The organism is Pseudomonas sp. 15A4 (genome assembly GCF_016925575.1).
Lineage (GTDB): Bacteria > Pseudomonadota > Gammaproteobacteria > Pseudomonadales > Pseudomonadaceae > Aquipseudomonas.
This window is the reverse complement of record NZ_CP068986.1, coordinates 3,446,579-3,471,359: the sequence shown is the minus strand read 5'-3', so window position 1 is coordinate 3,471,359 and position 24,781 is coordinate 3,446,579. Positions and strand designations below refer to the sequence as shown.

Sequence of the window (24,781 nt, the reverse complement as noted above, 5' to 3'; positions counted from 1 at the left end):
GATTCTCGTCAAGCCGCAGGTCAGTCACGTTGTTCAAGCCCGTCAGGTGGCTGTGCGCACTGCCGGGCATGCACTCATCCAGGCTCATGACTCTTCGATGTCCAGCAACAGATTCTCCAGCGCCTCGCGGTACTCGCCCGGCTCCTGCCACAAGCCGCGCTGCTGGGCTTCGAGCATGCGCTCGGTCATGTCCCGCAATGCGTCGGGGTTGTGCTGCTGGATGAAATCGCGGGTGGAGGCGTCCAGCATATAGGCGTCGGCGAGCAGCGCGTATTGGTGGTCGTCGATCAGTTCGGTGGTGGCGTCGAAGGCGAACAGGAAATCCACCGTCGCCGCCATCTCGAACGCGCCCTTGTAGCCGTGGCGCTTGACCCCTTCGATCCACTTCGGATTGGCCGCCCGCGAGCGCACCACCCGGTTGAGTTCTTCCTTCAACGTGCGGATTTTCGGCAGATCGGGCTGGCTGTGGTCGCCGTGATAACTGGCGACCTTTTCGCCGGACAGGCTTTCCACCGCCGCCAGCATCCCGCCCTGGAACTGGTAGTAATCGTTGGAATCCAGCAGATCGTGTTCGCGGTTGTCCTGATTCTGCAGCACCGCCTGAACCTGGCTCAGCCGCTTGGCAAATCCGTCACGGGCCGGCGTGCCCTCGTCGCTGCCGCCATAGGCGTAGCCGCCCCAGTTCAGGTAGACCTCGGCGAGGTCGTCGCGGCTTTGCCACAAGCGTCCGTCTATGGCGTTCTGCACCCCCGCGCCATACGCCCCCGGTTTGGCGCCGAAGATGCGCCAGCCGGCCTGCTTCGCCGCTTGATCGGCATCCAGACCGTCGCGCAGAAGTTGCTCGCGCTCCTGGCGCACGCGCGCCGCCAGAGGGTTCATGTCGTCGGGCTCGTCCAGCGCGGCGACGGCCTGCACCGCCGCATCGAACAGGCGGATCAGGTTGGCGAACGCGTCGCGGAAAAACCGGACACCCGCAGGGTCACATCGACACGAGGCCGATCTAGCAGGCTCAAGGGCAGGATTTCGAAATCATCCACGCGCTGACTGCCCGTCGCCCAAACCGGACGCACCCCCATCAACGCCATGGCCTGAGCGATGTCATCGCCGCCGGTGCGCATGGTTGCCGTGCCCCACACCGAAAGACCCAGCTGACGGAGGTAATCACCATGGTCCTGTAAGTGCCTCTCCAGCAACAGATTCGCCGACTGAAAACCAATGCGCCACGCGGTCATGGTCGGCAGGTTTCTCACGTCCACCGAGAAGAAGTTGCGCCCGGTGGGCAACACGTCCAGCCGTCCGCGACTGGGGGCGCCGCTCGGCCCGGCCGGGACGAAACGCCCACTTAGCGCGCCGAGCAGGTTGGACATCTCCGCAGGACCACAGGCGTCGAGGCGCGGGATCACGACTTCATGCAGAGAATCAACAACTTCGGATAAACCTTTGTTTTCAAAGCGATTACTCACCTCGATTCCAGAGGCGATCTGCTCAATCATCTGCGCGGCCAGCAGCTCCAGCCGCTCGCGGGTGTCACCCGTAGTGCGCCACGGTTGAGCGCTGACCTCATGTAATACCTGAGGTTTATCGCCGGTCCACGGCGTGCCGAGGTCACAGTCCAGCGGGTCGAAATCCAGTGCCAGCGCCTGACTCAAAACGCGCAACAGGCTCGCCTGACCGCCGCGACCATCGCCGCGAGGCACGCGCACCATCGCCAGCAGCGTGTCGATGCGCAGCCGTCCAGTGGGCGACTCGCCGAACACGTGCAGGCCATCGCGAATTTGCGACTCCTTGAGGTCACACAGATAGGTATCCAGGCGCGGCAACCACACAGCGGCATCGGCCTCGCTGCTGGCGTCCCCATCCATCGCCAGCTCGCGGTCGATATGGGTCTCGCGCACCAACCGTAGAATGTCCTTTTGCAACTCCCGGGCACGGCGCGGGTCAAGCAGCTGCGCTTCATAGTATTCGTCCGCCAGCAGTTCAAGGTCGCGCAGCGGCCCGTAGGTTTCGGCGCGGGTCAGCGGCGGCATCAAGTGGTCGATGATCACCGCCTGGGTACGGCGCTTGGCCTGTGCGCCCTCGCCCGGATCGTTGACGATGAACGGATAGATATTCGGCATCGGGCCGAGGATCGCGTCCGGCCAGCAGTGTTCGGACAGGCCTACGCCTTTGCCCGGAAGCCACTCCAGATTGCCGTGCTTGCCGACGTGGATGACGGCGTGGGCGCCATAGCGTTTGCGCAGCCAGAAGTAGAACGCCAGGTAACCGTGAGGCGGCACCAGATCAGGATCGTGATAAACCGCGCTGTGATCGACGTTGTAGCCCCGCGCCGGTTGAATGCCGACGAAGGTCATGCCGAAACGCAGGCCGGCGATCATCATCCTCCCGTCGCGGCACATGGGATCGGTCTGCGGCGCGCCCCACCGAGCCATCACGGCGTCGCGATTGGCCTCAGGCAACGCCTGAAAAGCAGCCAGGTACTCGTCCATGGCCATGCTCTGATGGCACGGCCGCTGATCGAGGCTGTCCGGGTCATTGGTGACACCGCCAAGCAGCGCATGAATCAGCGCAGTGCCGGTTTCGGGCAAGCCTTCGACCGGGTAGCCCTCGGCCTGCATCGCCTTAAGGATGTTCAGGGCGGCCGCCGGCGTGTCGAGGCCGACGCCGTTGCCGATGCGCCCGTCGCGGGTCGGGTAGTTGGCGAGAATCAGCGCCACGCGCTTGTCGGCGTTGGCCGTGCGGGCCAGCAGCACCCAGCGCCGGGCCAGTTCGGCGACGAAATCCATGCGCCCCGGCTGGGCGCGGTAGCAGACCACGTCGGACTGGCTGCGCTCGCTGTGCCAGGCCAGGTCCTTGAAGCTGATCGGCCGGCTGATGATCCGCCCGTCCAGTTCCGGCAGCGCGATGTGCATCGCCAGATCTCGTGGCCCCAGCCCTTGAGCGCTGGCCTGCCAGGCCGGCTCGTTGTCCTGGGCGCAAATGGCCTGGATGACCGGGATGTCCCGGCGAAACGGTCGTACATCCGGCGCTTCCGGGTTCGATTGAGCAAACCCGGTGGTGTTGATAATGACCTCGCAGTCCACTTCGTCGAGCCAGTCCTGTATCGCGCTCATGCAGCCGGCTTCCTTCAGACTGGCGACAGCAATCGGCAACGGGTTTAACCTCTGGGCCGACAAGCGCTCGCAGAACACATCGATGAAACCGGTGTTGGCCGCCTGCAAGTGGGAGCGATAAAACAGCACGGCGGCGACCGGCTGATCCGCGCGCCAATCGGCCTGCCAGCGGGCCAAATCGGCGTTGGTGTTCTGCGGATGGTAAATGACGGTGCGCGGCAAGGTTTGCGGCTCGACCCAGGGATAGTCGCCGCCCAGCCAGCGTGTGGCGATGAAGTTGAACAGCGCCAGCGCGTTGTGCTTGCCGCCCTGACGCAGGTAATGCCAGAGCCGATCACGGTCTTCGGCAGATTCCGTGCTCAGGCCGCTCAGCTCCGGGTCTGGCCGATCACAACCCGGGACCAGAATCAGCTTCACCCCCTTTGCCGCCAGTTCCACCAGCCGCTCGACGCCGTAACGCCAGTAGCCGATGCCGCCGTGCAGGGAAATCAGGATGACTTTGGCGTGGCGCAGCACCTCGTCGACGTACAAATCCACCGATGCATGATTTTGCACCTGCATCGGATTGGCCAGGCGCAGGCTCGGGTAGTCACCCGGCAGTTGCTGCGCGGTTTCAGCCAGCAGGGCCAGATTCGAGTCGGCGCTGCACAGGATCACCAGCTCGGCGGGGGTCTGGCCCAGGTCAGCGATGCTGTCGTCAGGAACGAAGCCGCCGGGCTGAGTGCGCAGCAGGTGCATGGTTAGCCTTTGATCCCTGAGAGTGCTGCGCGCAATTGCGCTTCGAGGACGCCGGCGTCCAGTTCCTGGCCGATCAGCACCAGGTGGGTTTCCCGGGCTTCGTCAGGATTCCAGGCGCGGTCGAAATGCTTGTCGAAGCGCGTGCCGACGCCTTGCACCAGCAGGCGCATGGGTTTGCCGGGAATCGCAGCGAAGCCTTTGACGCGCAGGATGCCGTGCTGGACGACGGCCTGGGTCAGCGCGTCAAGCAACAGCGATTCGTCCGCCTGGGGCAGCGTAATGGAGATGGAGTCGAAGGCGTCATGGTCGTGATCATCGTGATCGTCGCCTTCGTGGTGATCGTGATGGGTCTTGCGGCCATCAATGTGCAGCTCGGATTCGGCGCCGAGCCCCAGCAACACGCTGATCGGCAACTGGCCCCGGTTCGCTTCGACGATCTTCACCGCTGGCGGCAATTCTTCGGCAACTTCCGCGCGAACCGCTGCCAGCGCATCGGCGTCGAGCATGTCGGCCTTGTTCAGCACGACCAGATCGGCGCTGGCCAGTTGGTCGGCGAACAGCTCGTGCAGCGGCGATTCGTGGTCCAGGTTCGGGTCGAGCTTGCGCTGAGCGTCGACCTGATCCGGGAACGCGGCGAAGGTGCCAGCGAGCACGGCCGGGCTGTCGACCACGGTGATCACCGCGTCGACGGTGCAGGCGTTGCGAATTTCCGGCCACTGAAAGGCTTGCACCAGCGGCTTCGGCAGGGCCAGGCCCGAGGTTTCGATGAGGATGTGATCGAGGTCGCCGCGGCGGGCGACCAGTTCCTGCATCACCGGGAAGAACTCTTCCTGAACGGTGCAGCACAGGCAGCCGTTGGCCAGTTCGTAAACGCGACCGACGGCCTCTTCTTCAGTACAGCCGATGGTGCACTGCTTGAGGATGTCGCCGTCGATGCCCAACTCGCCGAATTCATTGACGATGACGGCGATGCGTCGGCCTTCGGCGTTGTCGAGCATGTGTCGCAGCAAGGTGGTTTTGCCCGAGCCGAGAAAGCCGGTGACGATGGTGACGGGAAGTTTGGCCAGTGTTTTCATCGGTTGCCCTCAGGCGTGCGGCGGGGCAACGAGAACGAAAACAGCGCAGGCCGGCCGAAGCAGGCGCGCGGTTCGATTCGCCACCGGATCACCCCGCCCGGTTGTAGTGGAATGCCTCGGCCGCTTGCAGGCGGTCCGATTCGAGGCAGGTCTCCTGGCTCACGGCGGCCGGTTGCTGACAGGCATCGTCAGGCGACTGGCATTCATCGCGCCTTCCCGCTCGCGCAGTGGCTGTGCAATGAAACTGTCCGTTTACAGTTGCGGGGGCAGCTGCGGCTTGAAACCGCATTCCCTTCTTAGCGCCGGTGGCCTTGATACGTGATAAAGGCGGCCGGCGAACCTCAAGTGCGCAAGGCTACGCAGTGACCGCAGGCCGGTCAATCGCGCCGTTGCAGTGATTGCCGCGCCGATTGACGCACGGAATGCCCCCACGATTGACGACACGAACCGTGCGTGGTCTTCTACACACCTTGTTACGGGTGCCCTTCACAGGGTGAAACGGGAAACCGGTGCGTGCAGACCTTCGGGTGTGCATCAGTCCGGTGCTGCCCCCGCAACGGTAAGCGAGTGAAGAGTCAGATCCACTGTGTCGGCATCGATATGGGAAGGCGATTCTTGAAGGCACGATGGCTGTAACGGCTGATGCATGTGCCCCTCGCGAGCCCGGAGACCGGCCCGACAACACACCATAACAACCCGCGGTGGGCGGGCGCTGTTGAGCACTGCCGGCATTCGCCTGCGGTGTCTTTGCGCCTTTCCGTCCGCTGAAACCACTTCAGAGGGAAGCGCCATGTCCATCAGCACACCCCGCCAGACGTCCGGCACCACCAACACCACAACGGCGGTGACTGCGACGCAGAGCCAGCGCCTTGTTGCCGCCGTCAGCGCGATGTTTCTCGGCGCATTTCTGGTGTACTTCGCCGGTTTCTCCCACATCGATGCGGTGCACAACGCGGCACACGACACCCGTCACAGCTCCGCCTTCCCTTGCCATTGAGACCTGCCGCCATGTTCAAGCGAATTGCGCAAACGGCCGGGTTCACCGGACTGCTTGCCGCCCTGTTGTTGACACTGCTGCAGAGTTTCTCGGTCGCGCCGTTGATCCTGCAGGCGGAGACCTACGAAAAGGCCCCGGCCGCTGAGATGCACGAGCACGCCGACGGTGCGATGGCCGGCCACGTTCATGACGCCGAAGCCTGGGAGCCTGAAGACGGCTGGCAGCGCGTGCTGTCCACCACGGGTGGCAATCTGGTAGTCGCGGTCGGTTTCGCGCTGATGCTGGCGGCCTTGTACACCTTGCGTACGCCGACGATTGCTCGCGAAGGCGTGCTGTGGGGATTGGCCGGTTATGCCGTGTTTGTGCTGGCGCCCACTCTTGGTCTGCCGCCCGAGCTGCCCGGTACCGTCGCGGCGGACCTGACCCAACGGCAGATCTGGTGGGTGGGCACTGCTGCCTCCACGGCTGCAGGGTTGGCGTTGATGGTGTTTGCCCGGCACTGGCTGTTGAAGGTTGTGGGCGCAATGATTCTGGTGGTGCCGCATATCGTCGGCGCCCCTCAGCCGGCGGTGCATTCGGCACTCGCCCCGGAAGCCCTTGAAGCGCAATTCAAGATCGCGGCGCTGCTGACCAACGCGGTTTTCTGGATTGCCCTGGGCTGGATCAGCGCCTGGCTGTTTCGTCGCAGTGACACGCCCGCGACGCAAGCCGGTTTGAACCCTGCTCTGTGAACGAGTTGCGCGATCGGCCGCTGTGGGTGGTCGGTCTGGGCTGCCAGCGCGGCTGTTCGGCGCTGAAGCTTCGGCAGTTGATGGAGGATGGGTTGCGGGAGGGTCAGCTTGAGCTGAAGGACGTTGCAGGCCTCGCCTCCATTGACGGCAAGTCGGCTGAGGCGGGATTGCTGGAACTGGGCAATAGCCTGGGGCTTACGGTTGGCTTCTTCAGCGCCCGTGAGCTGGCGGCTCACGAAGCACAGCTGAGCCATCGCTCGGACATCGCCTTCGAGCGCACCGGCTGCTACGGCGTGGCGGAAAGCGCGGCGCTGGCGATGGCGACGCGATTGACCGGCTCGCCCGCGACCCTGGTCATTCCCCGCCGAAAAAGCCCTCATGCGACATTTGCGCTGGCAACCGCAATCTTATAGGACCGGCCAACCCTTGTAGGACCGGCTCAAACTGTAGGACCGGCTTTAGCCGGGAAGGCGTCAGTGGTCACACCGCAGATTTTGATGGTGTGCCCGAGGTCCCCTTCCCGGCTAAAGCCGGTCCTACGGACACACCGCGTACCCTCGTAGGACCGGCTTTAGCCGGGAAAGCGTCAGGCGCCACGCTGCAAATTTGAGGGTGTACACGCAGGCCTCTTCCCGGCTAAAGCCGGTCCCACTGGACCGCATACAGCCATCCAAACAGTACCCCAATGAATTCCAATCAGGACACCCCATGACTGTTTTTTTCATCGGCGCCGGGCCGGGCGATCCGGATCTGATCACTGTTAAAGGTCAGCGACTGATCCGCAATTGCCCGGTGATCATTTACGCCGGCTCCCTGGTGCCTGAAGCGGTGCTGGAAGGGCATCAGGCGGTTCAGGTCGCCAATAGCGCTTCGTTGCACCTTGAGCAGATCATCGATCTGATGAAATCCGCTCATGCGCAAGGCCAGGATGTGGCGCGTGTTCACTCAGGCGATCCGAGCCTGTATGGCGCCATCGGCGAGCAGATCCGCTGCCTGCGCGAGCTGCAGATCCCCTTCGAAATCATTCCTGGCGTCACTGCCACTGCGGCGTGCGCTGCATTGCTTGGCACGGAGCTGACGCTGCCGGACATTTCCCAGAGCGTGATCCTGACCCGCTACGCCGACAAAACCGACATGCCAGAAGGCGAAGCCCTCGGTGATCTGGCGCAGCATCAGGCGACCATGGCAATTCACTTGGGGGTGAACAATCTGGGCAAGATCGTCGCCGAGCTGACCCCGCACTATGGCGCTGATTGCCCGATTGCCGTGGTGCATCGCGCCAGCTGGCCGGATCAGGACTGGGTCACCGGCACGCTGGCGGACATCGAGGAAAAGGTGCGGATCAAGGGGTTCCGCCGCACCGCGCTGATTTTGGTGGGACGGGTGCTGGGCAACGATGTGTTTAGCGAATCATCGCTGTATCGCGCGGGCCACGCCCATGTGTTCAGGCCCTAGCGTACGCCTCTAGACATTGGCGAGCGCCCACAAAAAAGCCCCGAACCAGTCGGGGCTTGCTTGCCACGCCATCACTTCTCAGTAATACGCGTTTTCTTTCTGGGTGTGGTCAGTCACGTCACGCACACCGGTCAACTCGGGGATGCGCTCCAGCAGGGTGCGCTCGATGCCTTCCTTGAGCGTCACATCCGCTTGGCCGCAACCCTGGCAACCACCGCCGAACTGAAGAATGGCGACATTGGCCGCATCCTCTTCCACCACCTCGATCAAGGTCACCTGACCGCCGTGGCTGGCGAGCCCCGGGTTGATCTCGGTCTGCAGGTAGTAATTAATGCGTTCGTTGATCGGGCTGTCGGCGTTGACCATCGGCACCTTGGCGTTGGGCGCCTTGATGGTCAGCTGTCCGCCCATGCGGTCGGTGGCGTAATCGACCACGGCATCGTCCAGAAACGCTTCGCTGAATGCGTCGATCCAGGCGGTGAAGCTTTTCAGGCCAATGGCCGTATCTTCGGGTTTCTCTTCGCCTGGCTTGCAATAGGCAATGCAGGTTTCAGCGTATTGGGTGCCAGGCTGGGTAATAAACACGCGGATGCCGATGCCGGGCGTGTTCTGCTTTTCCAGCAGATCAGCCAGGTAATCGTGGGCGGCATCGGTAATCGTAATAGCGGTCATGAAAATTCCTCGCAGACGTGGGGCGCAGTTTACGCCAATCAACTGCGCCTGACAAAGCCCTAGTAAATTAGTCGGGTAAGCGACCCATCGACTGCCCGGCGCCTGTCACGACAGCGCCGCCTCCTTGCTCGCCCTTCTCTGGTCCAGCCAGCCCTTCATGCGCCGGTACAGCCCCTTCTCGATCCACTCATAACTGAGCCACGCCCCGAGCGCGATGACCGGCACGCAGACGGCGAAGACCAGATAGGGGTTAACGCCGTAACGCTCGCTCACCAGCCATCCCGCATAGAGCACCAGCACGTGGAGCAGGTAAACCGAGTACGAACAGTCGCCCATGGTTTTCAGCAGGCGGTAGTTGCGCAGATAGGGTTCGAGGGAGATACAGGCGACGACGATCACCGCGCTCGGCAGGCCCCAATTGATAATGCGTGGCGCCGGTTGCAGGTGGTCGATGGTGAACAGCGCAGCGCCGATTGCGATCAATGGCAACCACAGCCTTTCGCTGATCCAGCCCCGGCGGTACATCACACCGACGAAGATGCCAAGCAGGAACTCATACACGATGTCATTGGCATAGAACCGGCTGACCAGCCCGGAGCGACCCAGCACGTCGGTAATGGCAAACAGTGCCGCCGCCAGGATTAACGGGCGTAGCCGTTGCTGAAACAGGAAGACCATCGAGAACAGCACGTAAAACAACATTTCGTAATTCAGCGTCCAGCCCACGTTCAGGGTGGGATAGAGGCCGTAACCGCCAGGGTTTTCCGAAGGAATAAACAACAGCGACAGGACGAAGCTCTGCCAGTCGACCACCTGATGGGGCAACAGCGGCTGTGCGACGACCACGAGCAGCCCCATCACCAGGGTGTACAGCCAATACGCGGGGACGATGCGAATCACTCGGTTGAGCATGAAGCGGCCGGCCGGAATATCCTTGTCCACGGTCGAAAGGTAAATGACCAGACCGCTGATGACGAAAAAGACGTCGACGCCGACAGCACCTTTTTCAGTGAAAAAACGGCCAACCGGCCCACTCGGATGGAAGTCGAAAAAATCTGCATGAAGTGGTGACACACAACAGCCCAAGCGGCGAGTGCCCGCAGGGCCTGAACCGAAATCAACATCTGCAACCTCTTGCTTCGTCTGGATTGACCTTCAATCCCACACTCAAAAAGAGCGGGTGCCGAAGAGCGACTCCCAACGTCCGACTTCAAACGTTGCAAAAAGGTTCGGCTTCGCTGACGGGCTGCATAATGGCTGCGCGCCATGTTTTATAAGGGTTTCAGCGTTTGAGGCAGTGTCAGCGGGGCTATTCCGCGCTAACGATGGAGTTGCACGCAGGACGCGATTGCAGGTCCGACGACGGCCTCCAACATGAACATAATTCATGTAAATCCCGGAATGATTTAAATCCGCGCAGGTTTGCTATTATTTCGCACCTTTCAGCGCCATCTTATTTCGTACTTTTTCATCCGGGTAACCTCATGTCAGATCGCAGCGCGCGTCTTCAAGCACTCCAGCAGGCTCTTCAACAGCGAATCCTGATCCTCGATGGCGGCATGGGCACGATGATCCAGAGCTATCGACTGGAGGAAGAAGACTACCGCGGCAAGCGCTTTGCCGACTGGCCGAGCGACGTCAAGGGCAACAACGACCTGCTGATCCTGACCCGGCCCGACGTGATTGGCGCGATCGAGAAGGAATACCTCGACGCCGGCGCGGACATACTCGAAACCAACACCTTCAACGCCACCCAGGTGTCCCAGGCCGACTACGGCATGGAAGCGCTGGTCTACGAACTGAACGTGGAAGGCGCGCGCCTGGCCCGCCAGGTTGCCGACGCCAAGACCCTTGAAACCCCCGACAAGCCGCGCTTCGTCGCCGGCGTGCTCGGCCCGACCAGCCGCACCTGCTCGCTGTCGCCGGACGTCAACAACCCCGGCTACCGCAACGTGACCTTTGACGAACTGGTGGAGAACTACACCGAGGCTACCAAAGGCCTGATCGAAGGCGGTGCGGACATGATCCTCATCGAAACCATCTTCGACACCCTCAACGCCAAAGCGGCGATTTTTGCCGTTCAGGGCGTGTTCGACGAGCTGGGCTTCGAGCTGCCGATCATGATTTCCGGGACCATCACCGACGCCTCGGGTCGCACCCTCTCCGGGCAGACCACCGAAGCGTTCTGGAACTCCGTGCGCCACGCCAAGCCGATCTCCGTGGGCCTCAACTGCGCGCTGGGCGCCAGCGAGCTGCGGCCGTACCTGGAAGAGCTGTCTAATAAAGCCGAAACCCATGTTTCCGCGCACCCGAACGCCGGCCTGCCTAACGAATTCGGCGAGTACGACGAAGCCCCGGCAGAGATGGCCAAGGTCGTTGAAGAGTTCGCCCAGAGCGGCTTCCTCAATATCGTCGGCGGTTGCTGCGGCACCACGCCGGCGCACATCAAGGCCATCGCCAACGCCGTCGCGCCCTACGCGCCGCGCCCGATTCCGGAGATCGCGAAGACCTGTCGCCTGTCTGGCCTGGAACCGTTCACCATCGATCGCAGCTCGCTGTTCGTCAACGTCGGCGAGCGCACCAACATCACCGGTTCTGCCCGCTTCGCCCGTCTGATCCGTGAAGACAACTACACCGAAGCCCTGGAAGTCGCCCTGCAGCAGGTCGAAGCCGGCGCTCAGGTGATCGACATCAACATGGACGAGGGCATGCTGGACTCGAAGAAGGCCATGGTGACCTTCCTCAACCTGATTGCCGGCGAGCCCGACATCTCCCGCGTGCCGATCATGATCGACTCCTCGAAATGGGAAGTCATCGAAGCCGGGCTCAAGTGCATCCAGGGCAAGGGCATCGTCAACTCGATCAGCATGAAAGAAGGCGTCGAGCAGTTCATCCATCACGCCAAGCTGTGCAAGCGCTACGGCGCGGCGGTGGTGGTCATGGCTTTCGACGAAGCCGGCCAGGCGGACACCGAGGCGCGCAAGAAGGAAATCTGCAAGCGCTCCTACGACATTCTGGTGAACGAAGTCGGCTTCCCGCCGGAAGACATCATTTTCGACCCGAACATCTTCGCCATCGCCACCGGCATCGAAGAGCACAACAACTACGCCGTGGACTTCATCAACGCCTGTGCCTACATCCGCGATGAGCTGCCGTATGCACTGACCTCGGGTGGCGTGTCCAACGTGTCGTTTTCGTTCCGTGGCAACAACCCGGTGCGCGAGGCGATCCACTCGGTGTTCCTGCTGCACGCGATTCGCAACGGCCTGACCATGGGCATCGTCAACGCCGGCCAGCTGGAGATCTACGACCAGATTCCGGCCGAACTGCGTGACGCGGTGGAAGACGTGGTGCTCAACCGCAACCCGGAAGGCACGGACGCGCTGCTGGCCCTTGCCGACAAATACAAGGGCGACGGCTCGGTCAAGGAAGCGGAAACCGAAGAGTGGCGCGGCTGGGAGGTCAACGAGCGCCTCAAGCACGCGCTGGTCAAGGGCATCACCACGCACATCGTTGAAGACACCGAGCTCTCGCGCCAGTCATTCAAGCGCCCTATCGAGGTCATCGAAGGCCCGCTGATGGCCGGCATGAACGTGGTCGGCGACCTGTTCGGCTCGGGCAAGATGTTCTTGCCGCAAGTGGTTAAATCCGCCCGCGTGATGAAACAGGCCGTGGCGCATTTGATCCCTTTCATTGAAGAGGAGAAAGGCGACAAGCCCGAAGCCAAGGGCAAGATCCTCATGGCGACGGTCAAGGGCGACGTCCACGACATCGGCAAGAACATCGTCGGCGTGGTGCTGGGCTGCAACGGCTACGACATCGTCGACCTCGGCGTGATGGTGCCAGCGGAGAAAATCCTGCAGGTGGCCCGCGAACAGAAGTGCGACATCATCGGGTTGTCGGGCCTGATTACGCCGTCGCTGGACGAAATGGTTCACGTCGCCCGCGAGATGCAGCGTCAGGATTTCCACCTGCCGCTGATGATCGGCGGCGCGACCACGTCCAAAGCGCACACGGCGGTGAAGATCGAGCCCAAGTACAGCAACGACGCGGTGATCTACGTCACCGACGCTTCCCGTGCCGTAGGCGTGGCGACGCAGTTGCTGTCCAAGGAGCTGAAAGCCGGCTTCATCGAGAAGACCCGCGCCGAATACATCGAAGTGCGCGAGCGCACGTCCGCCCGCAGCGCCCGCACCGAGCGCCTGAGCTACGGCGCGGCCATCGCCAAGAAGCCGCAGTTCGACTGGGCCGCCTACCAGCCTGTGAAGCCGACGTTCACCGGGGTCAAGGTGCTGGAAGACATCGACCTGAACGTGCTGGTGGATTACATCGACTGGACGCCGTTCTTTATTTCCTGGGACCTGGCCGGCAAGTACCCGCGCATTCTGACCGACGAAGTGGTGGGCGAAGCGGCCACCTCGCTGTTCAAGGACGCCCAGGAGCTGCTGCGTAAACTGATCGACGAAAAGCTGATCCGCAGCCGCGCCGTGTTCGGCTTCTGGCCGGCCAATCAGGTCGATCACGACGACATTCAACTGCTCGACGACAACGGCGCGCCACTGGCCAAGCTCCATCACCTGCGTCAGCAGATCATCAAGACCGACGGCAAGCCGAACTTCTCCCTGGCCGACTTCGTGGCGCCCCAGGGCAGCGGCGTGACCGATTACGTCGGGGGCTTCATCACCACCGCCGGCATCGGCGCGGAAGAAGTGTCGAAGGCATATCAGGACAACGGCGACGATTACAACGCGATCATGGTCAAGGCGTTGGCGGATCGTCTGGCCGAGGCCTGCGCCGAGTGGCTGCACCAGCAGGTGCGCAAAGAATATTGGGGTTATGCCCGCGACGAGCAGTTGGGCAACGACGAGCTGATCAAAGAGCAATACACCGGCATCCGCCCTGCCCCCGGCTACCCGGCTTGCCCGGACCATACCGAAAAAGGCGTGCTGTTCGACCTCCTCGACCCGGCCCAGGGCGACGGCAAACCCGGCGTCAGCGGCGTGTTCCTCACCGAGCACTACGCGATGTTCCCGGCGGCGGCGGTCAGCGGCTGGTACTTCGCCCACCCGCAGGCCCAGTACTTTGCCGTCGGCAAGGTGGACAAAGATCAAGTGGAAAGCTATACGGCGCGTAAACAGCAGGATTTGAGCGTGACCGAACGCTGGCTGGCGCCGAACCTGGGGTATGACGAGTAATCACGGCAGAGGTGTTATGCCGACTTGATCATTCGGGCATTACACAACCTGTGGGAGCGAGCTTGCTCGCGAATACGGCATTCCAGGCGCTGAAATAGTCAGCGGATTTGCCGGCCTCCATTGCAAGCCAGCTCGCTCCCACTGGGTTAAGTGCGCTCCGCGGCAGCCTAGTGCCTTAATGCAAGGCAATCTGCGGCGGCGCTTGCGAATTGACGGCTCACCCAGGCACTCGCTGGCTATGATTCTCACTCCAACGCAGATGTTTATCCTGCGGTTGCAGGATCAACGTCAATTGGTTGAACAGATGAATGTCGGCGTACTGCGCAAAGAAGCGACTGAGCAGTTCACCAAACAGGCAAATGTCCCCTTCCCCGCGAAATTGCCTGCCTCCAGCGTGACTTCAATGTCCACACCGCGCAGCAGAAAACCGCCCTCAAAACGTTGGATCAGATGATGACGAACCTCGATGATCGACTGTAACCGGCGCCGGTTCAGCGAACTGTCGGTCCAGTCGTAAAGCGCCAGCGTATTGCGCAAGACCTCGGCATTGTCGAGCAGCGGCAGAAAACTCGAGCCCAGGTGACTGAGTACACGCCAATGAAAGCGGTCTCTGTCAGGGGCGTAACAGGGCATCGTCGGCGCGCACAGGTTGCGCACGGTCAATGTCCGCCGACTCGACTGCGCAGGCTGGTCCAGCACCGTCTCGGCCAACGCCATTCGCGGCAGCCGCCCGTTGGTGCCCGTCAACTGCAGCGTCAGGCGGTGTGCCGGGTTCAAGCGGTCCTGTTCGAAACCGTCTCCCCCAGAACCAGCCATGTGGCGTGGGACCCATCTGGCGCGGGTTTGAGCCGGGTATGGAAATAGCGCTCCGGAGCGTCATCACGCAGCATGCCGCCCCTGTGCTGAAAATGGGTGAAGGGCACATACTCGTGCCGCGCAGCACGCTTGCCCGCGATAACGCTGTCCACGGAATAGATTTCCGTGTCGGCATCCTCCACATGCGCCGGCCGCACGCGGTAATCGGTCTGCAAAGGGTCGAGGGCCAGAGGGTCTGCCTCCAGGGCAAACAGGTTAATGACCGGCACGGCGTGAAGACGAACATGCTCGGCACTGAGCGCAAACCCGCGGGGCCAGGGTTGACCCAGCACCACCTCCAGCTCGAACGCCTTTGTGTTGGCGTCCAGTTTCACCTGCTCCAGGCCCTTGATCGTGAGGAACATGAATTTCTCGGGGAAGCTGAAATACTCCAGCAATAACGGGCAGCCGCTGGAACGGTCATCAGCATGAGGCCAGAGTCGATCTTCGTCACCGAAACCCTTGGGGCTGAATTTGACAGCGACCTCCTCGCGTTCCGAACTTCCCTTGCGCAGGTAGACCTTGCGGGCATTGAGCGCCAGCGCCTGGTGCAAGGCGCTGGCCACGGGCGCGCTGGCGTTCAGGTACAGCGGCAGGCTGCTCAGGTCCATCGTGTCCCCCTGCACCAACTTGCCCAGGGAGAACCGCAGCCTGATCACGGAGCGGCCATCCGCCTGCTGCCCGACCTCCACGCTATCGAGCGACAGCGCGCGCAATGTCAGGTCCTGCGTGGTGGTGTAACGGCAGCGAGTACCCTCTGGGCCGACAGGTCGCGAGCGCACCTCGAAGCCTTTGCGAATCGTCTCGCTGGTCTTCATCTCATGGATGTCAGGCGAGAACTCGACGATCGACAGCGACGGAATCATGCGCAGGTACTGCGGGCTGACCAGCCCGACCAAACCCTCAGTCAACTCCGGCAGGTCGTCGTCGAGCTTTTCCCGCAGTCGGCCCATCAGGAACGCAAAGCCCTGGAACAGCTGTTCGACGGCGGGATCCTGAGCCCCGGGCTTGTCCAGGTTCAACGCGCTGGCGCGGTCGGGAAATGCCTCGGCATACTCTTTAGCGGCTTCGCGCAGGTAGCGCATCTCGGCATCGAAGTACGCCAGCGTCGGGTTGTCCTTGTTCATGGCAGATGTCCTTGTCTTGGGTGTCTCGGGTGTTGAGAAACATAATGCTTCGTCAGCCGGCGCTGGCTTCCGGCAGCGAGGTGATTAGTGCGCAGCCACACTCACAGAGGTCGCCGTGGAACGCGATCGGCACGCCGTCATCGCTGCAGCCCGAGTTGCCTTGGGCAATGCGGGTGGTGCCATGGCCTGGCAGCGGGCAAAGGACGATGTCGCCTACGCGGGCGGCGCCAATGCCTTCAAAGATCATTGCGTCCGAGCCGGTTTTGACGATGCCGCCGCCGGTGGTGCTGTCGCCGATGCGGATGATGCCTTTCATGGTTGATTCCTTTTGCTAAGAAATGTAAGTGATTCATGGCTTCAGCGAAGCCAGGCAAAGACTAAGACTGCTGTTACAAACGTAAGACTTATCCAAAGTGGGTAGGTCCGTTAAGTCCCCCATCCACTAATAAAATTCAGCGTTGGGAACTTACTATTTCTCAAGAGCCTAAAGCTTGCGCCCCCTCTGATGAGATAGAAGACTCCGTCAACGTCTGCAATATGGAAGTCGGTAGAAGCGGCACCTATAAACTTGCTTACCCCATGACGATGAAAATAAAGAACGTCTTCACCTAGCTGGGCTACAACCCCTTTTACGTTGGCCGATGCCAAAACCTCACGAAATGACCAGCAAGAATGAATCACCCCGCTCGCAGAAACGTCGCACGGAAGTAAAATCTTTGGCTCTCTAAAATCAGCCGCTCCAATATTTATTTCATCTCGGAACGAAACACTACCACTTTTAGATATATAGAAAGTCTTCCATTGCGCATCTGTACCAAAAGGAAAAATAACCTTGAAAGTTCTGGGATCAGCACCATCCAAACGTTGACCTCTGAAGTAGACGCCATCGTTCGTGACGCTATATTGCTTGACCTGCTCGTTCTGCCAAGGAAGGTACGCTTCGGAGGACTGAGAAAGCGGCTTGTAGTCTGGGCGGAACCAGATCATATCATCCTTATAATCACTGGGAGATCCTATAAGTCTATCGCGGGCTACTGAGAGCTCATACAGAGTTCCCTGAGTGTATAGATACCGCTTAGCTTTGTGGGAAAACATATACATGCCAGGGGAAACTTTTTTCAAAACGAACCAACTTGTAAGCCGACAAAAAAACCACATCGTTACCTAACGCGGCGAAAACCCCACCCTCTGCCTGAAGGAGCTGAGTTAGGTCATCCGTCTCGCAGACAGTGAAAGCCTCCGGACATTTAGAGGGTTCGAGCAAGCGAAACAGAGTGAGATCGACATCACCGAGGCTTTGCCCGCCAACAAAGGTCATATCCCCGGTACGAGAGACACTTACAAAGCTCCACAATTCATGGTCACCTAATGGAAAGATAACCGAGAAGTCTTTGGGGTCGGCCCCTTCCAACAACCGTCCTTCGAAATACACACCCTGTTCGCCCACGGCATATTTGTTGAATTGTTTTTTTGCCAGTCCAACAGTCCGGATTCTGTGGCTTCTAAAACCCTGAACGCAGGCGACAGCTTTTCTACCTTGGTTAACTTTCGACGCTCTACTGTCCGAATGTAGCCCTTCATCTCCAGCAAACACTTAAAGCTAGTTAAGTTGGCAACTATCGAAAAATACCCAAACCCGCAGTTTTTTTCAGGTGAATACTCTCGCTCCTCCCAATACACCTGCCCTTTTCTGACCCTGTAATCACCTGCGAGTAACTGATCATAGGGCAGACAACTGTTCATCGCGCCCCGCCCGTTTTCCCGCTCTTCGCAGACTGGCATTTTGCTGTAGAGCTCAAACAACCCTGTGGTCAGCAGCATTGTTGCGGACAGCAGGAAGAACGCCTTCAGAACCCACTTCTTCATGCCAGCCTCCACCAGACCCGTACCGGGCCTTCGTGCTCGCTCTTGGCAAGCGGCCAGATTCGGTCGCGGTAGTAGCACATGCGCTCGACAGGGAAAACGTCTCCTTGCTCGAAGTGACGAACAATCGGCTGGCCGTCGGGGGTGTGCAGTTCCCGGTGCACGACCACCTGCCACCAACCACTGACGGGGCACTTGGTCCCGGCGACGCATTGGTCGGCCGACAGGTCTGCCTGGCTGAAGCCCTTGGCGCCCGGCATCGGTCTGCCGGTGACGGGGTCGATTTTCAGGTCCCGGGTCAGGCGCTGAATTAACTCCGGCGAAGGCTTTTCCGGCGGGACATTGGCTTCGCGGGCTTCCAGCCATTGCAGCTTGCCGTCCCACGGCGGCAGCTTGGCCGGGGGCAGCGGGAGGATTTCGTTGATTTCGGGGACTTTTGGGTGGGCGTAGGAGTAGTCGGCGAGGATGCTCCAGATTTTGTTGTAGCGCTCGGCGCGGTCGAGATCTTTGTCGAGAGCCAAGTAATGCAACTCATCGGTCGGCTCCGGACCTCGAAAACTGTCATCCAGCCATCCTGCGGAAGTTTCATCGCCTGCGGCGACGCCGAGCTGAAATGCCTCAAGCGCGTCTCGGTATTGCCGCCTACCTTGGAGATTGACTGCTAGCTCCAGCGCTGCATCTCCATGCCCTTGCTCAGCCGCACACCGACGCATCTGCCGCGCGACATCGGGCGCTCTGCTGCTCGGCGCCAGCGCATCGCCAATCTCGTATTGAGCTTGGGCACTTCCTTCGTCGGCCGCCTTGCGCAAAAAGCGCAACGACATCTCCATATCTGGTTTCAAATCGGCAATACCGTTTTTCAAAAATAGCGACACGAAGTAGTAACCCGTGGCTACGTTTGCATCGATCAGGTCTTGACTGAAGCGCAGGTGCTCGTAGCCCCGGAGTTTGTATTTCCCGCGCAGGCTGCCGTTCTGCAGGTTGATATTGGCCTTGGTATGACCATTCTCAGTGGCGATACGGTACAGCCGACTAATTTCAAGGTCGGTATCCGGGTCTTGTTTCAGCTGGTTGTTCTTCTCCAGCCAGCGGGCGTACTGGAACAGCACATCGCTGTCAGCACTCCCCGGAGTTAGCGTTTCGTGTTTGCAAGTAAAGGCCAGGTTGTCCTTAATTGCAGCGAGGGATTTCATCGGGATGTCCTTGTCCGGTAGTGGTCGTAACCCGTTGCCGTTGTCGCAGGCAGTCATGGCTAGGCAGGCAAGCAGCAGTAAGCGGCGCATCAGTCGAGGTTCGTCAGCGTGGCGGGGGAGTAATGAAATTCGACGAGGGGAGCGCAAGGTTGCTTACCCTTCTCGTCTGCGCGGAGGTCCTTATTTTTCTTGATGATTTCCTGCCAGGCCTTGAACGCAGCTTTCGGCTGATCCTGGATCCCCTTCCCCGCCGTATGCAGATCCCACAACGTCCGCCTCAACGCCTGAGTTTCACTCGCCCACTCATGGGCAATGTTCAATTCGCTGTCCACCTGCATGCTGCGGGTGTTGATGTTGGCGGAGCCATGGGTGGTAAACACGTCGTCGACGATCATCAGCTTGGAATGGATGTACACCGGCACCCAGTTGCCGGGAGGTGAGTCGGGCGCCACCAGCGAGCAGATGTGCACTTTGAGGTTAGGGATGTCCTCGGGCTTGAGGACTTCCTGCTGGATGGCCTTGATCTGGCCTTCGAGCACAGCCCGCCGGAAGGCAGCCGCGCTTTCGGCGTCGCGCTGCTTTTGCAGGGCCTTTTCACTCATCTCGCTATTTGGCCCGGTCAGCAAATGGCTCACGAAGGTCATCGCCTGATCTGCTATCAATTCGCTCAGGTCCGGCTCTTGCGCAGCGGCCTCTGCCTTGGCTGCCTCGATGCGTTGCAGTCGGGTGATCTCCGGCATGGTGTCAGCACGCCCCAGGCTGTCGAGCATGCGGTGGGTGTTGACCGTGCCTTTGCCGATGCCGTCGTCGGTGACGTTGGTGATCACGAACAGGTGCAATGCGCCGTGCTTGCCGGGGTCCCGTCCGCCCTGGGTCTGGGCGAGGGCGGCCTTCTTGATCATTTCGGCCAGGGGCGGCCAGCGAAAGTACTGGTTTTCGATGTAGATGAAGCCCGTGGCGTTGTTCACCGCTTGCAGGTAGAGCTTCTCGATGTCGCGTCGGCCTTCCTGGGCCTGGGTGCGAAGGATCTGCGCGAAGTGCCGTTGCTGGTCGGGCGGGCATTGCAGGCGTTTGCCAAGGGCCATGGCGTCGCGAGTGGTCATCAGGTCTTCGCCCGTCGCGTCGAACCAGGCGGTGGCAAAGTTGTGGTGCAGGTGCTCCAGGATCGGCCCGGCCACCTGGCTGGAAATGTCCTGACGCGGCGTGTCACCCCGAGGCCCGGCATTGGGCGCGGGTTTACTGGCTTTGTCGCGCTTGAGCGCCGAGTGCCGATCCGTGTCCCAATATTCGTCGAGGGTGTTGTGGCCCATGACGAAACCCACCGCCTGTTCGGGGGCTTCATAGTCCACCAGCACGGTTTTCTGATGGTGAGTGACGGCAATACCGAGGGCTGCGAACGTGATGGCGCTCAAGTTCGGATCGGCGCTGTGATACCGGGCCTGGTGAACGATCTCGGCGCGGTCGAACAGGCTGAAGCCGCGACTGGCGTAAGCCGGGTATTGTTCACTGATGCGCTTGGGTGCCTGGCCAGCGGCAATAGCACACTTGGCGAACCAATAACGGTCATAGCCGTATTCGACGTCGGCGGTGTGTTGCATTTTACGATCGTCGAGCGCAAGCAACCCCTTGCCTGGAAGGTTAGCTTCGCCCGCCATGCCTGCGGTATTGAACGGCGCCTCCCAGCCCAATACGCGTACCTTTACACCCTCCTTGGCCTTTTCCATGAGTAGCGCGCCGATGCTGGGGTGCTTCCCCCGTTGCGAATGAAATACATCGACGGCTGAAAGCCCCAACAAATGATATCAACCGAACGTGTCGCGCTTGCGATGGCACGGTGCACGGCACCAAAGGTCTCTTCGCCGTTTACCAGCGGCATGTACGTCGTCAAAGCTGGCGGGTACTCAGAGTCCTGCACAAACCAGGGGGCGTCAGAGTCACGGTGTCGGTTTCTTGAAACGATACCGGCGCGACGATTTCGGGCTGCGTCATGGAGCCTCCTCTTCCTGATCGGCGGTGTTATTCAGCACGGCGGCGTACTGCGTGCGGTGGTCGGCGTGCGAGGCGGGCTGATTGACCGGGGTGTCGGGCGCAGAACGGTGGTGGTGCAGGCCCTGATTGGCCAGCCTTCCCTGCTCGGGATGGCGGTAAGCGGTCACGGCGGGAATGCGGTAGCTGACGCCGTTGGCCATTTCCAGCCGGTATTCCTGCGTCGTCGGCTGATGATCAACCTCGACGTGCCCGCTGCCGTCCATGACGCCCTCGCTGATCAGCCCGCCATCGGCATAAAGCTTGTAGGGCATGTGAGTCCAGCTGCCGCCAAGGTTGGGCGTTGCAGCCAGCTTCAGGCGCAGGGGCTGACGAGTCAGCTGTTTCGGGGAATCGGGATGGTCGGCAGCCATGGTCGCGCCGCCCTTGAGGAACTGAAAAGTCGCGGCCTTGAGGAGATGGTCGCCCGCCGTCCCTGACTCGATGAGGCCTTGTTCAAGGGTCAGGTAGCTGCCTGCGGCGTTGAGCACGATCTTCTTCTTGGCGACGATGTGGATCTCGTCTTCGGTGCTGGTGATGCTCAGGCCTTGCCGGGCCAGCAGCTCCAGCGTGTCGTTCTGCGCCTGCACGGTGATCGGGCCCTGATTGGCGATCAGCTTGATGCCCAGCTGGCGCACGAACAGGCTCAAGCCTTTGCCGACGCCGATGAACATCCGCTTGACGACGCCGATGTCGGCTTCGCCGCCAGCGTTGAGCATCAGGTTGTCGTGTGCCGCCAGTTGCAGGTGCTTGCCGCTGGTGAGGGCAATGCCTTGTGGGGCGCTGAGCAACAGCACGGCGGATTTGAGCTGTTCGAGGTTCTGTTCAAGCAGGTCCATTTGCGCCTGAACCCCGGCGGGCTCCGCCCTGCTCGCCTGGGCATCCTGGGACAGCCCTTGCAGTTGCTCCACCGCATGCTGCAGGTGAGCAATCGCCGCTGCCATCTCAAGTTGCTGCCCCTGGGCGCCGGCCTGTTCATCGGCGCTGATGAACAGCCCTTTGCCGCTGCGGATTGCCCCCAGCCATCGGTGCGCAGTTCGAAGCCTTCGCCGCGCTTCTGCTTGCTGGCGTCCACCAGATGCCCCAGATTCAGCTGACTCTTGCCACTGTGGTCGGTGCTGAGCTTGACGTGCTCCTTGCCGCGCTCGTCTTCCATGCGCAGTTTGTTGTTGGCCGGCGTGCGCAGCACGTTGCGGGTGAAGTCCCGGTCCGCCAGGGTCACCGGGTCCGGGTGCCGGTCGTCGTGCAAGGCATGGGCGATGTAGGGCCGGTCGGGGTCGCCGTGCTCAAAGGCCACGGCCACTTCGGTGCCGGCAATCAGCGGCAGGTGCAGGCCGTGGGTGTCGCCGGCGTAGGCGCGGGCCAGCCGTAACCACGCGCTCTCTTCACCGGTTTCCCAACTGTCCCGGTCGAACAGGAAGTTGACCTTGTAGCGACCTTCCTTATCGATGTGGCTGTAGGGGTCATTGGCAATGACGCTGGTGACACGGGCGGCAACGGTGCCGGCGAGCTGTGGCTTGCGCGGCACCGGGGGCCGGAAGCAAACGCTCTCGCTGTAGGGAATGGCGACGAAGCTGACTTCGAAACTGCGGTCCCGGGCAGCGCGCAGACTCAGGCCGGTGATCACCGCACCGGGTTCGAACGCATGGGGGGATTGCCGGTGACGCTGAGCATCTGCCCCAGCGCCAGGGTCGCACTGCTGCTGACGCCGCTGAGTCGCGTCTGGGCATTGAGATAACCTTCGTGGCGCAGCCGCGCATAGAAAAAGCCGCTTTCGCTCTCAAGGTCTTCGTCCAGATCCCGTGGGTCGCCGAGCACGGTGTAGGGCTCGGCGTAGTGATAGGCCTCGCCATAGGTGGTGGTGGCGCGGCGGCTCTGGTCGACTTCGCCGTCGAGCCAGGCGTTGGCATCCCGTGGGTCGTAGGCACGGAAGTGAATGTGCTTTTCCACCACGCAATGATCGGATTGCAACTGCCACACGGCGTCCTGATCATGGCTGTCCAGCCCCGATGGCGAGCGATACGGCACCTTGATTTGAGGCCATTGGTAGTGGCGCTGGTCGTCGTGAAATTCGATCACATCAATATCGAAACGGGCGTCGTGGGCGAACCGGAACCAGATGCCCACCTCGGCCAGCAGCCGTGAAATGAACGCCAGATCGCTTTCACCGAACTGCATCACTTGCTCTCGGCGAGGGTAGTCACGAACAAGGTTGAACCGGAAATCCTGCCCCTCCATGCCGTGGCGACTGCGCAGAATGCTCTCGACAATCTCCGGCACCGACCTCTGTTGGTAGATCCGGTACTGACGGCCGCGGGACAGCAACGCCATGCGCGGTTCCAGCGTGACTTCGTAACGCGCCTCGTCTTTGGAGGCTGACAGACACTTGAAACCCGTGACCACGCCGCAAACAGTGCGCAGCGGCTCGGTGGTTGGCAGCGGCAACCCGCGCATCGCGCCGGGCAGCAGATGCGCCGCGGTGTGCAGCGTGAACTGCGCCTCTTTGCCAAGCATGTGCCCGGCGCCTATATCCTGAACCGTCGAGGTGAACTCGATGACGTAGGTGAACGGCTGGCTGAGCTGTTCTTCGCCCGTGAACGTCAGCACGTCGAGGTCGGCATCCAGTTCATCGACGCGCAGGGTGTGACGGCTGTGGTCAAAAAAGGCCGGGAGAGAGTCCGCCATGGTCAGACGCCCCTCACGACAAGCTCGTCGACCATGTTGGCGAGCGTGCGATTCAGGAACCACCACAAGACGACCAGCGCCAGCCCCGCGATGGCCAGGTGCAGGAGTGGAGAACGTAGCCACCAGGGGAATGTGCGGACAGGCCCTCTGGCGTCTATCCAGGTCGGCCGCACCGGGAACAGGTGCGGCCCTGCCAGCGCGTCCAGCCGGTTTTTCAGGACTAGGCGTTCTTCGTCATCCAGCGATCGATAACCGCCCAGAAAGCCCAACATCATCACCCGCTGGAACAGGGTCACGACGTGCATGTCCGGCGCAGGCTCGCGCAGCACTTCCCGCATTTGCTCATGCAGAATTTCACCCGCTCGGTGATGCCCGCAGAACCGCGCCTGCAAGGATTCAGTGATCCATACCTCTCGGACCCCGTCCCCGACGTTGGCCAAAACGGATTCGTCGAGCAGCGCGCATTGCGCATGGGTGATCAAGTCGACACTGCGTGTGTCCATGCCCGCCTGCTGCAATGCTTCACGCGCGTTTTCGACTTGCGCAATACAGGTCTGACGCAATGTCTTGCTGTCGGTCATTACCGGACCATGACGCAGTTCAACGGCCAGCAAATAGGTGTCCTGGAATATTAGATCTATATCAATCGCGGCAGCACCGGATCGCTCATGATTAACTGAAGTCATAGGAAACACCGCGAGCAGTTGAATAATTAGGTTATTGAAGAGCTACCCCATGGGAGGCGGCTGCGGGATATATTCAAAACATCCGCCGCAATTCTTGATGGGACTCAAGTTTATTGGCGCGTGTGACGAGCATCGCCGGGGTGAGCCCGGCATTGGAGGGAGAGGCTAATCACTGAAAAATTAAAATACTACCCTCGTTTTAATATCAGGAAACTTCTTACAAATATCAGGAGGCTTCTGACAGATGGGTCTGACAGGCTACGCAATAGGCATCCGAAGCCAAATTCAAAGACATTTAATCCTGACGCCAGAGGTTTTATTAATGCACCGTGACAACACCTGACGAATAGCAAAACGCGCCAATAAACATACT

At 60.9% G+C, this 24,781-nt stretch carries 12 protein-coding genes, 5 pseudogenes and 2 riboswitches; of the genes and pseudogenes, 5 read left to right on the top strand and 12 right to left on the bottom strand.

Annotation, left to right across the window (positions count from 1 at the left end):
* Nucleotides 1–84: 84 nt before the first annotated feature.
* Together cobN and cobW are read right to left on the bottom strand one after the other, a co-directional pair.
* Nucleotides 85–3,848 (bottom strand): annotated as a pseudogene (cobN, locus tag JN403_RS15450) (cobaltochelatase subunit CobN).
* A 2-nt stretch (nucleotides 3,849–3,850) separates the two neighbouring features.
* On the bottom strand, nucleotides 3,851–4,924 hold the full coding sequence (gene cobW, locus JN403_RS15445; protein ID WP_205483065.1) for a cobalamin biosynthesis protein CobW: 1,074 nt from the start codon (nucleotides 4,922–4,924) through the stop codon (nucleotides 3,851–3,853).
* Nucleotides 4,925–5,050: 126 nt separating this feature from the next.
* Nucleotides 5,051–5,283: riboswitch (cobalamin riboswitch) on the bottom strand.
* A 101-nt stretch (nucleotides 5,284–5,384) separates the two neighbouring features.
* Nucleotides 5,385–5,618, top strand: a riboswitch (cobalamin riboswitch).
* 96 nt (nucleotides 5,619–5,714) lie between these two features.
* On the opposite strand from cobW, the gene JN403_RS15440 reads away from it, so the two are divergent.
* The 4 genes from JN403_RS15440 to cobM all read left to right on the top strand — a co-directional run bounded on the left by JN403_RS15440 (nucleotide 5,715) and on the right by cobM (nucleotide 8,107).
* Entirely contained in the window at nucleotides 5,715–5,921 is a 207-nt protein-coding gene (locus JN403_RS15440) for a CbtB-domain containing protein (protein WP_172612519.1), read from the top strand.
* Between the two features lie 11 nt (nucleotides 5,922–5,932).
* On the top strand, nucleotides 5,933–6,652 hold the full coding sequence (locus JN403_RS15435; protein WP_205483064.1) for a CbtA family protein: 720 nt from the start codon (nucleotides 5,933–5,935) through the stop codon (nucleotides 6,650–6,652).
* 5 nt (nucleotides 6,653–6,657) lie between these two features.
* Nucleotides 6,658–7,065 carry a cobalamin biosynthesis protein gene (locus JN403_RS15430; RefSeq protein WP_205487381.1) on the top strand — a complete coding sequence of 136 codons (408 nt, stop codon included), beginning with the start codon at nucleotides 6,658–6,660 and terminating at the stop codon, nucleotides 7,063–7,065.
* Nucleotides 7,066–7,360: 295 nt separating this feature from the next.
* Nucleotides 7,361–8,107, top strand: coding sequence for a precorrin-4 C(11)-methyltransferase (gene cobM / locus JN403_RS15425; protein ID WP_205483063.1), 747 nt, complete (start codon nucleotides 7,361–7,363; stop codon nucleotides 8,105–8,107).
* A 78-nt stretch (nucleotides 8,108–8,185) separates the two neighbouring features.
* Here cobM and nfuA read toward each other — a convergent pair whose 3' ends face one another.
* The gene (gene nfuA, locus JN403_RS15420; protein ID WP_122538502.1) at nucleotides 8,186–8,779 is read right to left on the bottom strand and encodes a Fe-S biogenesis protein NfuA; all 594 of its coding nucleotides are present in this window, start codon (nucleotides 8,777–8,779) and stop codon (nucleotides 8,186–8,188) included.
* Between the two features lie 105 nt (nucleotides 8,780–8,884).
* Nucleotides 8,885–9,903 (bottom strand): annotated as a pseudogene (locus tag JN403_RS15415) (acyltransferase).
* Nucleotides 9,904–10,263: 360 nt separating this feature from the next.
* On the opposite strand from JN403_RS15415, the gene metH reads away from it, so the two are divergent.
* On the top strand, nucleotides 10,264–13,974 hold the full coding sequence (gene metH / locus JN403_RS15410; RefSeq protein ID WP_205483062.1) for a methionine synthase: 3,711 nt from the start codon (nucleotides 10,264–10,266) through the stop codon (nucleotides 13,972–13,974).
* Nucleotides 13,975–14,191: 217 nt separating this feature from the next.
* On the opposite strand, the pseudogene tssF reads toward metH, so the two are convergent.
* From tssF to tssL, 8 genes and pseudogenes are all read right to left on the bottom strand, one after another.
* Nucleotides 14,192–15,956, bottom strand: a pseudogene (gene tssF / locus JN403_RS15405) (type VI secretion system baseplate subunit TssF).
* A gap of 52 nt (nucleotides 15,957–16,008) precedes the next feature.
* On the bottom strand, nucleotides 16,009–16,272 hold the full coding sequence (locus JN403_RS15400) for a PAAR domain-containing protein (RefSeq protein WP_205483060.1): 264 nt from the start codon (nucleotides 16,270–16,272) through the stop codon (nucleotides 16,009–16,011).
* Nucleotides 16,273–16,382: 110 nt separating this feature from the next.
* Nucleotides 16,383–16,943, bottom strand: a complete 561-nt coding sequence (locus JN403_RS15395) for a hypothetical protein (RefSeq protein WP_205483059.1) — start codon at nucleotides 16,941–16,943, stop codon at nucleotides 16,383–16,385.
* Nucleotides 16,944–17,321: 378 nt separating this feature from the next.
* A complete protein-coding gene (locus tag JN403_RS15390; protein WP_205483058.1) occupies nucleotides 17,322–17,822 on the bottom strand; it encodes a hypothetical protein in 501 nt (166 codons plus the stop codon).
* Nucleotides 17,819–19,102, bottom strand: a complete 1,284-nt coding sequence (locus tag JN403_RS15385) for a DUF6396 domain-containing protein (protein ID WP_192135696.1) — start codon at nucleotides 19,100–19,102, stop codon at nucleotides 17,819–17,821. The genes JN403_RS15390 and JN403_RS15385 overlap by 4 nt, the downstream gene beginning before the upstream one ends.
* Nucleotides 19,102–21,001, bottom strand: a pseudogene (locus tag JN403_RS15380) (phospholipase D-like domain-containing protein). The gene JN403_RS15385 and the pseudogene JN403_RS15380 overlap by 1 nt, the downstream one beginning before the upstream one ends.
* A pseudogene (gene vgrG, locus JN403_RS25800) lies at nucleotides 20,998–23,722 on the bottom strand (type VI secretion system tip protein VgrG). Before vgrG ends, JN403_RS15380 begins: the two co-directional pseudogenes overlap by 4 nt.
* Before the next feature lie 2 nt (nucleotides 23,723–23,724).
* On the bottom strand, nucleotides 23,725–24,408 hold the full coding sequence (gene tssL / locus JN403_RS15370; protein WP_205483057.1) for a type VI secretion system protein TssL, short form: 684 nt from the start codon (nucleotides 24,406–24,408) through the stop codon (nucleotides 23,725–23,727).
* Between the last annotated feature and the right edge of the window lie 373 nt (nucleotides 24,409–24,781).

Bases quoted from the DNA above. Each gene is read 5' to 3' on its own strand.
- cobW (WP_205483065.1), bottom strand. From the start codon at position 4,924: ATGAAAACACTGGCCAAACTTCCCGTCACCATCGTCACCGGCTTTCTC.
- JN403_RS15440 (WP_172612519.1), top strand. From the start codon at position 5,715: ATGTCCATCAGCACACCCCGCCAGACGTCCGGCACCACCAACACCACA.
- JN403_RS15435 (WP_205483064.1), top strand. From the start codon at position 5,933: ATGTTCAAGCGAATTGCGCAAACGGCCGGGTTCACCGGACTGCTTGCC.
- cobM (WP_205483063.1), top strand. From the start codon at position 7,361: ATGACTGTTTTTTTCATCGGCGCCGGGCCGGGCGATCCGGATCTGATC.
- nfuA (WP_122538502.1), bottom strand. From the start codon at position 8,779: ATGACCGCTATTACGATTACCGATGCCGCCCACGATTACCTGGCTGAT.
- metH (WP_205483062.1), top strand. From the start codon at position 10,264: ATGTCAGATCGCAGCGCGCGTCTTCAAGCACTCCAGCAGGCTCTTCAA.
- JN403_RS15400 (WP_205483060.1), bottom strand. From the start codon at position 16,272: ATGAAAGGCATCATCCGCATCGGCGACAGCACCACCGGCGGCGGCATC.
- JN403_RS15395 (WP_205483059.1), bottom strand. From the start codon at position 16,943: ATGATCTGGTTCCGCCCAGACTACAAGCCGCTTTCTCAGTCCTCCGAA.
- JN403_RS15390 (WP_205483058.1), bottom strand. From the start codon at position 17,822: ATGAAGAAGTGGGTTCTGAAGGCGTTCTTCCTGCTGTCCGCAACAATG.
- JN403_RS15385 (WP_192135696.1), bottom strand. From the start codon at position 19,102: ATGCGCCGCTTACTGCTGCTTGCCTGCCTAGCCATGACTGCCTGCGAC.
- tssL (WP_205483057.1), bottom strand. From the start codon at position 24,408: ATGACTTCAGTTAATCATGAGCGATCCGGTGCTGCCGCGATTGATATA.